Annotated in this window: 10 protein-coding genes and 1 tRNA gene; 4 read left to right on the forward strand and 7 right to left on the reverse strand. The window is 42.7% G+C overall.

The annotated features are described in order from the left end of the window. Positions 1-17: 17 nt before the first annotated feature. Positions 18-2,309 (forward strand): DNA topoisomerase IV subunit A, encoded by a 2,292-nt coding sequence (gene parC / locus Q4557_RS15840; RefSeq protein ID WP_102439945.1) that lies wholly within the window; start codon positions 18-20, stop codon positions 2,307-2,309. A gap of 130 nt (positions 2,310-2,439) precedes the next feature. Here the strand turns inward: parC and Q4557_RS15845 are convergent, their stop codons facing one another. Both Q4557_RS15845 and Q4557_RS15850 read right to left on the reverse strand, forming a co-directional pair. Next, positions 2,440-2,634 carry a bacterioferritin-associated ferredoxin gene (locus Q4557_RS15845; protein ID WP_303413866.1) on the reverse strand — a complete coding sequence of 65 codons (195 nt, stop codon included), beginning with the start codon at positions 2,632-2,634 and terminating at the stop codon, positions 2,440-2,442. Positions 2,635-3,012: 378 nt separating this feature from the next. Further along, the gene (locus tag Q4557_RS15850; protein WP_303413868.1) at positions 3,013-3,939 is read right to left on the reverse strand and encodes a D-2-hydroxyacid dehydrogenase; all 927 of its coding nucleotides are present in this window, start codon (positions 3,937-3,939) and stop codon (positions 3,013-3,015) included. Between the two features lie 34 nt (positions 3,940-3,973). Here Q4557_RS15850 and Q4557_RS15855 point away from each other — a divergent pair, with 34 nt between their 5' ends. Then, on the forward strand, positions 3,974-4,306 hold the full coding sequence (locus Q4557_RS15855; protein WP_303413870.1) for a DUF3392 domain-containing protein: 333 nt from the start codon (positions 3,974-3,976) through the stop codon (positions 4,304-4,306). Between the two features lie 40 nt (positions 4,307-4,346). Here the strand turns inward: Q4557_RS15855 and Q4557_RS15860 are convergent, their stop codons facing one another. The 5 genes from Q4557_RS15860 to rsgA all read right to left on the reverse strand — a co-directional run bounded on the left by Q4557_RS15860 (position 4,347) and on the right by rsgA (position 11,262). Then, a complete protein-coding gene (locus tag Q4557_RS15860) occupies positions 4,347-5,093 on the reverse strand; it encodes a glycerophosphodiester phosphodiesterase (protein WP_303413872.1) in 747 nt (248 codons plus the stop codon). 4 nt (positions 5,094-5,097) lie between these two features. Then, positions 5,098-8,301 (reverse strand): mechanosensitive ion channel domain-containing protein, encoded by a 3,204-nt coding sequence (locus Q4557_RS15865; RefSeq protein ID WP_303413874.1) that lies wholly within the window; start codon positions 8,299-8,301, stop codon positions 5,098-5,100. A gap of 52 nt (positions 8,302-8,353) precedes the next feature. Continuing rightward, positions 8,354-9,244, reverse strand: coding sequence for a DMT family transporter (locus tag Q4557_RS15870; RefSeq protein WP_241903573.1), 891 nt, complete (start codon positions 9,242-9,244; stop codon positions 8,354-8,356). Positions 9,245-9,279: 35 nt separating this feature from the next. Then, positions 9,280-10,140 (reverse strand): archaetidylserine decarboxylase, encoded by an 861-nt coding sequence (gene asd, locus Q4557_RS15875; RefSeq protein ID WP_102439940.1) that lies wholly within the window; start codon positions 10,138-10,140, stop codon positions 9,280-9,282. Positions 10,141-10,206: 66 nt separating this feature from the next. Further along, positions 10,207-11,262 (reverse strand): small ribosomal subunit biogenesis GTPase RsgA, encoded by a 1,056-nt coding sequence (rsgA, locus tag Q4557_RS15880; RefSeq protein WP_102439939.1) that lies wholly within the window; start codon positions 11,260-11,262, stop codon positions 10,207-10,209. Positions 11,263-11,375: 113 nt separating this feature from the next. On the opposite strand from rsgA, the gene orn reads away from it, so the two are divergent. Both orn and Q4557_RS15890 read left to right on the forward strand, forming a co-directional pair. Continuing rightward, positions 11,376-11,921, forward strand: a complete 546-nt coding sequence (gene orn, locus Q4557_RS15885; RefSeq protein ID WP_102439938.1) for an oligoribonuclease — start codon at positions 11,376-11,378, stop codon at positions 11,919-11,921. Positions 11,922-12,049: 128 nt separating this feature from the next. After that, positions 12,050-12,122, forward strand: a tRNA-Gly gene (locus Q4557_RS15890). Positions 12,123-12,124: the final 2 nt, after the last annotated feature.

Consider the following 12,124-nt stretch of genomic DNA (forward strand, 5'->3'; position numbering starts at 1 on the left):
CACAGGAATATTAACTAATGAGTGATGCGATTGAATTAAGCCTTGATGGTGTAGAGCAAATGCCCCTACGCCGTTTTACAGAAGAGGCTTATTTAAACTATTCAATGTACGTAATCATGGATCGTGCTTTGCCACATATTGGCGATGGTTTAAAGCCTGTTCAACGTCGTATTATTTACGCTATGAGCGAGCTTGGATTATCAGCTCAATCTAAGCCTAAAAAGTCTGCTAGAACCGTGGGTGACGTATTAGGTAAATACCATCCCCATGGTGACAGTGCGTGTTATGAAGCTATGGTATTAATGGCGCAGCCATTTTCCTATCGTTACCCCTTAGTCAAAGGTCAAGGTAACTGGGGGGCGCCAGACGACCCTAAGTCATTCGCAGCCATGCGTTATACCGAAGCGACCTTATCAAAATTTTCAGAAGTGCTTTTATCTGAATTAGGCCAAGGCACGGTTGAATGGGGCGTTAACTTTGACGGAACTTTAAAAGAGCCGAAATCATTGCCTGCACGCTTACCGCATATTTTATTAAACGGTATTACCGGTATTGCCGTGGGTATGGCAACCGATATCCCACCACACAATGTGCGTGAATTAGTGTCTGCGTGTGTGGAGTTATTGGATAATCCTAAAGCGGAACTTGAGCGCCTAATGGAGCTGGTACCAGGGCCAGATTATCCGACCCAAGCTGAAATTATTACCCCAAGTAAAGACATTGCCAAGATTTATGAAACAGGTCGTGGCTCGATTAAAATGCGCGCGGTTTACGAGATTGATAGCGGCGAAATTGTCATTACTTGTTTGCCACATCAAGCTGGTAGCGGCAAGATTTTAGAGCAAATTGCTAACCAAATGCAGGCTAAAAAGTTGCCGATGGTGGCAGATTTACGTGATGAATCTGATCACGAAAACCCAGTACGATTAATCATTGTGCCTCGCTCAAATCGTGTTGATTGCGATCAATTAATGGCGCATTTGTTTGCCACTACGGATTTAGAAAAGAGCTTTCGAGTTAACTTAAATGTGCTCGGCCTTGATGGTCGCCCAAGGGTTAAAGGCCTGAAAGAGATGCTAACTGAGTGGCTCAGTTACCGCATCTCAACCGTGACCCGTCGTTTGCAATATCGTCTTGATAAGGTACTTGCAAGGCTGCATATTCTTGATGCTTTGATGATTGCCTTCTTAAATATTGATGAAGTCATCGAGATCATTCGCTTCAATGATGAGCCGAAAAAAGAGTTAATGTCACGGTTTGATTTATCAGATAAGCAAGCCGAAGCGATTTTAGAGCTTAAGTTACGTCATTTGGCCAAGCTTGAAGAATTTAAAATTAAAGGTGAGCAAGAAGAGTTAGCTGCAGAGCGCGATAAGCTGCAACTTATTTTGGGTTCTGAGCGCCGCTTAAAAACCTTAGTTAAAAAAGAGCTCATACAAGATGGTGAAACCTATGGCGATGATCGCCGCTCGCCTATCATTGAGCGTATTGAATCAAAAGCCTTAACTGAGCAAGAGTTGACCCCAGCAGAGTCAGTGACCGTAGTGTTATCTGACAAAGGTTGGGTACGCTGCGCGAAAGGTCATGATATTGATGGCGAAGGGTTAAATTATAAAGCCGGTGATAGCTTCTTATGTAGTGCCAGCGGTAAGAGTAATCAGCCATCAGTGTTTATCGACTCGACAGGGCGGGCGTTTGCAACCGATACACATACGCTACCTTCTGCTAGAAGTCAGGGTGAGCCAATCACGACACGCTTTAATTTAGCGCCAGGGGCGGTAATGCGCCATGTGTTGATGGGCGTTGATTCACAATGCTATTTATTAGCCAGTGATGCCGGTTACGGTTTTATCGGCTCTTATGCAGATATGGTGAGTCGTAATAAGGCTGGTAAAGCATTATTAAGCCTGCCTGCGAATGCGCAGTCCTTAGTGCCTAAATTGGTTAAAAAAGGCGTGCCTCAGTCAATTATGGCGATAACCAATGAAGGCCGAATGCTTATCTTTGATGTTGATGCCTTGCCGCAGTTATCGAAAGGTAAGGGTAACAAGATCATTGGTATTCCAACGGATCGCGCTAAGAGCAGAGAAGAGCTATTGATCCATCTTGATGTTATTCCACAAGAGGCGTCAGTTACCCTGTGGGCTGGTAAACGTAAGCTAACTTTAAAACCATCTGATCTTGAGCATTATCGTGGTGAGAGAGGCCGTAGAGGCGCGAAACTACCTCGTGGTTTACAACGGGTCGATAGTGTTGATATCGAGCTCGGTGCGCAAACGGATGCTGACATTGAGCCATCAAGCGATTAATCGCGCAGCAGAATAGCCATAAAAGAAAGACATAAAAAATGCTGCCAATGGGCAGCATTTTTTATGAGAATTTGATTTTAACCTGAGGATGAACTTAAGGCTTGAGTTAGTCTTGCTTTTTAGCAGCAGCTTACGCCACTTCGTAAAATTTAGGTTCAACATCAACTTGAGCTTGAATAATGTTATTTGCCATACGCGCACATTTACCACATTGATCAGCTACACCTAAGCGTTTTTTTACGTCAGCTAAAGAGCTGTCGCCATGCTTGCTTACTGCTTCTCTGATTTGGGTATCAGTAATTCCGTGACAAAGACAAACGTACATAAAGCCTCTTCAATTAATCTGATTCATATCTTAACTTAGACAATTCATAAGGCTAAGAGATGATCGCTCGTTGACTGTAATGCAATTCTAAATGAAAACCGTTCTCATTGCTAATAACTTTTTATCAATTTCTTAATTGGTGCCAAGGATATTAGTTATTAAAAATTGCTAACTTGCTCACAATTACTGCTGCAATGGGAGTTTAATGCCAATATCGGCGTTATCAATTGGGTTAAAAGGAAGAGGTCTTAGGGTTTTCAAGTCGGGAGGATATAGACTCCAGAGGGGTTACTTTTATTCAATATCAGCTCATCCATGAGATTTAAATTACAGTATGACTTAATTGTTAGGCATTTTGCTGGCGGTTAATAATAAAGATTAATAGCCCTTAAAAAAATCGACCTGATGCTTTAGAGGTTGCTGTGTTGTCCATAAATGGAAGTTTTCAACGAACACTTCTACCACTTGTTCAGGAAAGCTTGGGGCGGCAATATGGGGGGTGATAATGGCATTAGGGCAATGCCAAATAGGGTGGTCTGCGGGCAATGGCTCTTGATTAAAGACATCAAGGATTGCGTTTTGTTGTGACTTATTAAGTAATTGCGCAGCTAAGGCATCTAAATCGAGCACATTTCCGCGGCCAAGGTTGAACAGCACACATTCATCAGGTAGTAATGCCAGCATGGTTTTGCTTAATAGATTCTCAGTTTCTAAGGTGCTAGGTAGCGTACTGGCGATGGTGTGTGCACTAGGCAAATAGTTAGCTAAGTGCTCAATAGTATCAACATGGTCAAAATGCGCCTTTGGCTCGCCGCTACGACTCAGGCCGGTAACCGTCATGCCGAAATGCTTCGCCGTTTTAGCAATATGCTGGGCAATCGAGCCGGTACCGAGTAACAGTAAGCCTTGGCCTTGTAAGGTTCTGTAGCTACCAGGGATCCATTGCTTATGTTGCTGCTGTTGTTTATATTTTGCATGCTCTCGCTGGTGGGCAAGTAAATAACCAAATAAATATTCACTCATCAAAGGGCCAAAAATCCCTTTGATATTGGTTAGGACGTAATCCCGTCGTTGTCTAGAACCTGTAAGGCGATCAACACCAGCAAAAGTGGATTGCATCCAAGTTAAGTTGCTCGCTAAGTTAAGCAATGGCGCAGCAAGGTGCGGCTCTGCAAACCAGATATTCGCTTCAGTGATACTACTGGGTTCATCACCCAGAATGGTCAGGTCCTTGAGGTCATAAGCAGATAATAATTGACGAAATTTGTCGTTATCTTGGGTTAACAATAATAATTTATGCGCCATAACATTCCGAATGCTGATCATATAGAGGTAGTTAATGAGTCAAATCATAGCATTTATCGCCAAACTCGGCGCAATGCTTCATCCGTGGATGAGTGAAATTTCCACTGCGTTAGTGGCCTGTTGTATTGTGGTGTTTGCCACCGATATTAATCGTGTGTTACGTAAGGCGTTATCTGGTCAGGGTTTCTTGGTGCGGACTGGGGTATTTGTGCTGGTGAACGCCTTTGGTTACGGTTTAGCCATTGTTAGCATTAGCCCGTGGCTAGCAGGACAGCTAAAATCGCTGCCTGCACAATGGATGCTGTTATTACTGCTGGCAGCATTCTTTGCTGTTGGTGCTTGGGCACAAAAAAACAGGCAAGTTTAACGACTTAACTTGGTAAACTTGCTTGTTTATGGCCGATTGTTTAACCAAAGCATAAATGGTAATTAGCCTGCTGAGGATCAGTGTCTTGTTGCTGGTTTAGTTGTTGGATTACAGCGGCGGCTTTATCGGGATAGTTACTGAATATACCATCCACACCAATGGCTTTTAAGGCTTGAATATCTTCCGCATTATCGACGGTATACACATAAATTTTAGCCCCACGTTGATGGGCATCATTAACCATTTTATGGGTAACAAAATGAATGTCGACATGGATAGAATACGCATTAAGAGCGGACACTGATTCGGCATAGTTTAGCGGTACGCCCGCTAAAATGGGGGCGACTCTGGCATGGGGGATATGTTGTTTAACTTCGAGTAAATAAGGCTGGTTAAACGATGAAATCAGTAGCTGTTCAGGGCTAAAGCCAAGCTGTTCAATTATGTCGTTATAGCACGCTATCAGTGGCGCGGCGGTGTGATAGCCTTTAAGCTCAATATTGACAATACAGCGACCTTTAATCAGGCCCATGACTTGCCATAGCGTCGGTAGTTTATGCTGCTTAATAGTCACATTATTGATAGTGTCTAAGCTACTTAGATGCACTAACCCTTGTCCTGAGGTTTTGGTTTCTAGGCGGCGATCATGAAATACAATCAGTTGCCCTTCCACATTATAAACATCAAGTTCAATGGCACTAACCTTTAACGCCAGTGCTTTTTCCATTGCCGCAAGGGTGTTTTCTACTTCATAACCACTCGCACCGCGGTGAGCAAAAATCAGCATTTATTTAACCTTTGATAATTTTATTAAATTCACGACTCTGACCATTATTGATATGGATTTCCATTTGTGGGTACGCCAATTCAACTTGGTTTTCTTTTAGTTTTTTACAAATACGTTTGTGAAGGTTATGCCTTAAGGGCCAACGATCGTTCATGTCTTTAGCATAGGATCTGACTTCATAATCTTGGGTGTGCTGGCCAAAACCTGCAAACCAAACTTCAGGCTCAGGGAAGGTCAATGATAAGTCACATTCTCTTACTGCTTGATGGAGTAAGGCTTCAACTTTTGATGGATCTGCATCACGCTGCACTGACACATAAACGATAACTCGGGTAATAGGATCAGATAACGACCAGTTGACCAGTTGTTCTGTAATAAAGGCTTTATTGGGGACAATAATCTCTTTTCTGTCCCAATCGACAATGGTTGTGGCTCGAATTTCAATTTTGCTGACGGTGCCGGTTAAGTCGCGAATGGTCACCGTATCGCCTATTCGAATCGGTTTTTCAAATAAGATAATCAAACCAGAAATAAAGTTAGCAAAAATTTCTTGTAAGCCAAAACCAAGGCCCACCGATAGCGCTGCAACAAGCCATTGTAATTTCGACCATTCAACCCCGACGGTGGAAAACCCGATTAACATGCCAAGAAATACCACCACGTAACTACTTACGGTGGTGATAGCAAACCCTGTACCTGGCGATAGCTCTAATCGTTGTAAAATGGTCAGCTCTAGTAAACCCGGCAGATTTTTAGCAATCATGGCGGAAAAGCCAACGGTGATAAAGGCAAACAGAATTGACTTTAAGGTGATCGGAATTTGCTGCTCTATACCGTTAACTACCGAATGGGTGCTCCATAAGGTAATGCCATCAAGGAAAGAAAACAGTGCAGTATGGGTTTGAGAAATAAGCCCAAGTAAACTAGCAAAAAAGGCTAAAATCAGTAGCGAACGTACTAACCCCAGCGACTGACTCGAGATAGTTTCCAGGTCGACTTTGGGCTCTTCATAGTTTTCAGAGACATCGGGGGTATTATTTAGTTCGCCACGCTCACGTTGCGCCAGTCTTTCTGCTCGTTTGGTTTTAGCGCGATCAAAGGCAATTAAACGGCGCTCGATTAGCATCCAACGCTTTAGTAGTTGGTACAACAATAAAAAGCCTAAGCCTAGCAATAAGGCTAATTGCAGCTGCAGTAATACTTGAAAGGCACTAAAATAGTAACCTATTAGGGCGAAAACAATGCTGGCGCAAGGCACTGTGATTAAAAATGCCCAAATGACTTTATGGAGTAATTTCATGTTCTTGCCATCATTGGCGTTGGCACGAAAATCATTAATAAAGGCATATAAATCTTTATATAGCATCAATAGCGAGATGGTGAATAAGAAAAATGCCAAACGACCAATACTGTTACGAATAAGCGAGCTATCAAGGGCTTCAGTAAAACCGATAATGCCAATTAATGGCCAGCTTAAGACAATAAAGCGCAGGGTTTTTTCTTGAAGGCGCCTAATTAAGGTTTCAGGTCTTCTAAAGTGACAGACTAAAATGCCATTATCACAGGCAAGTAATGCAAAGACTCGGTACACCAAGTAGCTGCCACCCACAGATAACACGCCAACCCCAATTGCATGCACCAAGTTCAGTTCTGAGGCAAATAAAATCCATCCAGCAAGTAGTACCGGTAATGGTTTTACTAGCGAATAACATAAACTTAGCGCTAAGGTTTTAGCGGTGTATTTGAATTTATCTTGGGTTACGTTACCCACATATTGACCATAATGTTCAATGGTTCTATTAAATTTAGGCGTCAATAAATCCTGGGCCATTAAGCACAATATCAAGGTGATCACCCACCAAGCCCAATATATATTTTGATCTGCCCACGCTTGTTTAAGCAGTTGCCCTTGTTGGGTTTGCATCATCCATACGGTGGCATTCTTTAAGTCAATAAGCCACAAACCGGATATTGCCGCCGCATTGGGAACCCAAAATAAATGTTCATTGAGGGTGTTTTTAAGATCAAGATAAATCTGTGTTAGCTGCTCATAACTATTGCGCAGTTTAGCTTGCTCATTGAGGTATACATCATAGCTTTGTACTACTTGTTCGATTAGGCTTTGCTGAGAGGTAAGTAATTTTACTTGGGTATTATTAAGATACTTCTGATTGCTCAATTGTTGCTTATTTAACGCTTTTTGTTGCTCAGCCTGATAACGCTTTAGGCGTGAGTCAGCAACGGATGCCAGTAATTTATCTTGGTTTGTCGGCTTAGGTAAGGACTGCAGCATCTGTAAAAAACGGTCGCCAAATGCAGAGTTAGTTTCTACCCAGGTGATTTGCTCCTCAACATTAGCCAGCTGTAGCGCATGGGATTGGTATTGTTTCTCTGCTTTTTCTTGCAACTCGATGGTGTCTGAAATGGCATTATTTATACGGATTAATTCGTCAGCATACTGCTGATTTTGTGCGCTTATCTCTTGCGAGACTTCATCGGCAAGTTGTTGCTCATCAATCAGGTTGTTGGCAATGGTATTGGCGGCTTGTTGTTGGCGATATTGATTATTTTTTTGGTTTAACTGCTCAATTAATCGCTCTTGCTGGGCATGCTCTAAGCGCAAAAGCTGCAATTGCAGTTGCACGATTTGTTTTTGTTTAGGACCACTGGATAACTCAGAAGATAAGGTTGCGATATGTTGCTCAAGTAACTCAGCTTGTAAGCTTTGCAGCTTGCCTAAAGGGGTATCCAAAGGCGCTTGTCGGGCACGCTTATGCTGATTTAAGGCTTCTTTGGCTTGGCGTATTAACGTGGGTAAGGCTGTTTGTCTTTTATTAAGCTCAACTAACTGCAAGCTTAAATCATTTTCAGATTGTTTTTGCTCTGATAAATGGTAGTAAGCCATTGAGGCTTGTTGGCTAATATCAACATCGTCATTGATGATGATTGGCGCTGCGGGCTGATTGATTTTTGCAGTAATGCTGTTGATTGTGCCAGCACTTGTCGACTCAAGATCATCATAGCTTTGGGCTTCATTACGCAGCCTTGTGATACTTTGCTGGACATTGTCTATTTGAGTTGGAATGTCCACAACCGCGATTGTATTGGTATTTTTAGCAAAGCCCAAGCGCTTGTCTAACTGCAGCGGAGAGGTTGCAGAGGCAGTAAAAGAAATAATACAGAACAATAAAACCGCAATACGTATCATAGTTGGATGATTACTTAAGAGGGACTAATACAATGGTAACAAAAACCTGAGTTTACGCTTTATTTTTTTTATGATTTTGCTGAGTTTCGAAAATTGCGGTGGCTAAGATAATCAACCCTCCCACAGTGGTAGTGACATTGACTTGCTCATTTAACAATAGCAAGGCTAATACCGTGCCATAAAAGGGCTGCAGACATGAGACGAGTCCGACAGTTTTAGCGCTTAATTGACGCAGCGCTGAGGCAAATAAGGCGTGGGGGGCAGCGGTAAAAAATACCCCTAAAATGACAATTGTTGTCCACATTTCAGCCTTGATAGTATCTAATTCCACTTCTAACCACGGGCTTAACACGACTACAGCTACGAATGTTTGATAAAACATAGCCTGAGGGCCGCTATAACCACTGAAGTAGCGTTTATGGAGCAAATTGCGGCCAGTGAATAACGCAGCAGATAAAATACCTGTAGCAATGCCTAAGGTGACATCATTTTCGAGGTTGGCCTCGGGAATAAGTAACATCACTCCGATTAATACCACTAAACCTGAAATAACATCCACTAATTTAAGCCGTGTGTTATTGACTAGCGGCTCTATAAGCACAGTCATGACGGGGTAGGTGAAAAAAGCAATCATGCCAATGGCAACTGATGACAGTTGCATTGAGGCGAAATAGGTCACCCAATGCAAGCTAACAAGAATACCGAGGCCTAGGGCGACTAAGTAATGTTTGAATTGCTGTAATTGTAGCTTTTTCTTGCTTAATTTGACGATACAGCCAAGTGCAAAAAAGGCGATAACACAACGCAGTACTGTGATGTCTAGCGCATTGAGGGGGATAATTTTAGAAAATAGTGCAGTACCGCCAAATAGCAGTACTGCGATATGCAATTGAATTAACCCTGAGTTTGGATTCGATCCTTTGAAAGCGCCTGTTGGCATCATACTCGTTCAACTAACCATGTTGTGGGCAATAACGATTACTTTAAATGAGCGAAGGCTTGACCCATGCGTGTGGTTTGCGTTGGCTCAACGCCTTCGGCAAAGCTTTCAATAGCGTCTTGAGCAAATAACATTACTACGGTAGAGCCTAACTTAAAGCGGCCCATTTCGGCGCCTTTTTCTAACGTCAGTGCTTCAGGACCTTCAGTTGGGTAATCCCATGTGAAGACTTGCTTACCACAAGGCGGGGTCACTGTGCCTGCCCAAACAGTTTCAATACTTGCCACAATCGTTGCGCCAACTAATACCATGGCAAGTGGGCCTACTTCAGTTTCAAAAATAGCGACAACACGTTCGTTACGGGCAAATAGCCCTGGTACATTTTGCGCAGTTAACGGGTTAACCGAAAACAAATCACCAGGAATATAAGTCATTTTCGACAAGGTGCCAGTGATTGGCATGTGAATTCGGTGATAATCTTTGGGTGCTAAATAAATCGTTGCAAACTCGCCATCATTAAAACGTTCAGCATCCTTAATCTGACCGCCTAACAGGGCTAAGGTGGTGTAGTCATGGCCTTTTGCTTGGACAATTTTGCCAGCTTGTACAGGACCACATTGACTTACTGCGCCATCAACAGGGTGAGCGACTGTTTTCGCATCTTCAACAATTGGGCGAAGACCCGGTTTTAATGCGCGGGTAAAAAAGGCATTAAATGTTTTATAGGCTTCAGGTTCACTTTGAGCCGCTTCAGACATATCTATTTTATACTGCTTGATGAACCATCGAATACCTGCAGTGGTGATTGCGCCAGCTTCAGCGGCAGCAAGTTTACCCACAAGACGTGAAAGTAAGTGTTTAGGTAAGATGTATTGCAAAGCAATTTTAACAGAGTCCAATTGAATACCCTTTTGAGTTGTTGAGGTTGTTATAATATAACAGTTAATATTTGTACGTCAGCGACGTTACTCGTCAGCGGCGCGGAAGTGGCGAGCATGTCGCTGTTCATCTAGGCTGGCAATAATGCGCTGGTAATTACTAAATCTATCTTGGGTTATTTTCCCATCAGCTAGCGCCGCTTGCAAGGCGCAACCTGGATCATCACCATGTTTGCAGTCTCTAAACTTACAGGTACCGATGTAATCTCTAAATTCAATAAAGCACCAGCCTACGCGCGGGGCAGGTAAGTGCCATAGCGCAAACTCTCGTACACCTGGAGAGTCAATTAAGTCGCCGCCACTTTGAAAGTGAAGTAACTTTGCCGTCGTTGTAGTGTGCTGACCTAGGCCTGAGTTATTGGATACATCGCCAATTGCTAGCTCTGCATCAGGCATCAGTGCATTAATCAGCGATGATTTACCTACACCTGATTGCCCTGCAAATACGCTAATTTTATCAGCAAGTAAGGCTTTTATTTGATCAACACCTTCACCAGTATGGCTACTGACCATATAGACGGGGTAACCAATCTGGCGGTAACGCTCTAATGCCACTTCGACTTCTTCACGATTGTCATCGGTTAATAAATCCATTTTATTAAGAATGATGACTGGTGGAATATCGGTGTCTTCAGCGGCAACCAAGTAGCGGTCAATAATTTGGGTGGTAAAGCTGGGTAAAATCGACGATACAATCAAAATTTGATCAATATTGGCAGCAATGATTTTTACGCCATCATATAAATCTGGACGAGTTAGCGACGAAATCCGTGGATGAACCGCTTCAACAATGCCCCCAATACCACGATCGGTTTCATTGGCAAGGCGCACTAGCACTTTATCACCGGTTACAAGGCTAGTGATATTACGGCGAATATTACAACGGGCGACAGTGCCATCTTCGGTTTCAATATCAGCATGCTGACCGAAACGTGAAATAACAATACCCTGCTGTTCAGGCCCTAGTAGACTATCCTGTAACTCGTTAGCAGAATCTTGTGTGTCTTTGCGTTTTAGGCGCTTACTCTGATTGTCGCGCATTCTGCGCTTTTGACCTTGGCTAAGTGGTTTCTTTTTACTCACAGGCTAATCTTCATTAATTTGGTGTTTTTGTGTCGCTTAAAAAAACAGTATGATACACCCTCTTTAATAAAAAAGCCTGAATTATGGGCTTTTGACAGAATAAGGCAGATATTATGGCTGTAAACTCAAGCAATCTAATTTGGGTTGATTTAGAAATGACGGGTCTAGAACCTAGCGTCGATCGTGTAATTGAAATTGCCACTATTGTGACAGATCAAGAGTTAAACGTATTAGCCCAAGGCCCTGTGGTTGCGATTCATCAATCAGATGAAGTGTTAGCCGGTATGGATGAATGGAATCAAACTCACCATGGACAATCAGGTTTAATTGATCGCGTAAAGGCGAGTTCATACACTGAAGAAGATGCCATTAGACAGACGATTGCCTTTTTAGAGCAGTATGTGCCAAAAGGTGCGTCACCTATGTGTGGCAATACCATTGGCCAAGATCGCCGCTTTTTGAACAAGTACATGTTGGAGCTGGAAGAGTTCTTCCATTATCGCAATATTGATGTCAGTACGATTAAAGAGCTTACCAAGCGCTGGAAACCGGAAGTGATGGATGGGCTGACTAAGAAGAATACCCACCAAGCTTTAGAAGATATCAAAGAATCTATCGAAGAATTGCAGTTTTATCGCCGCGAAGTATTTAAAATTTAACCGATCAGACTTTTTTTTTGAAATAAGGGTTGCAGTGTAGTGAATATTACATATAATGCGGCCTCAACTTTTTACAGTAAGAGTCATTACTGCAAGAGGTTGAAGTTTGAAAGTTGAAACACCAAAATGCGACATTAGCTCAGTTGGTAGAGCGATACCTTGCCAAGGTATAGGTCATCAGTTCGAACCTGATATGTCGCTCC

It is taken from the genome of Shewanella sp. 5_MG-2023, from assembly GCF_030547465.1.
Taxonomy (GTDB): Bacteria; Pseudomonadota; Gammaproteobacteria; order Enterobacterales; family Shewanellaceae; genus Shewanella.

Bases quoted from the DNA above. Each gene is read 5' to 3' on its own strand.
- parC (WP_102439945.1), top strand. From the start codon at position 18: ATGAGTGATGCGATTGAATTAAGCCTTGATGGTGTAGAGCAAATGCCC.
- Q4557_RS15845 (WP_303413866.1), bottom strand. From the start codon at position 2,634: ATGTACGTTTGTCTTTGTCACGGAATTACTGATACCCAAATCAGAGAA.
- Q4557_RS15850 (WP_303413868.1), bottom strand. From the start codon at position 3,939: ATGGCGCATAAATTATTATTGTTAACCCAAGATAACGACAAATTTCGT.
- Q4557_RS15855 (WP_303413870.1), top strand. From the start codon at position 3,974: ATGAGTCAAATCATAGCATTTATCGCCAAACTCGGCGCAATGCTTCAT.
- Q4557_RS15860 (WP_303413872.1), bottom strand. From the start codon at position 5,093: ATGCTGATTTTTGCTCACCGCGGTGCGAGTGGTTATGAAGTAGAAAAC.
- Q4557_RS15865 (WP_303413874.1), bottom strand. From the start codon at position 8,301: ATGATACGTATTGCGGTTTTATTGTTCTGTATTATTTCTTTTACTGCC.
- Q4557_RS15870 (WP_241903573.1), bottom strand. From the start codon at position 9,244: ATGATGCCAACAGGCGCTTTCAAAGGATCGAATCCAAACTCAGGGTTA.
- orn (WP_102439938.1), top strand. From the start codon at position 11,376: ATGGCTGTAAACTCAAGCAATCTAATTTGGGTTGATTTAGAAATGACG.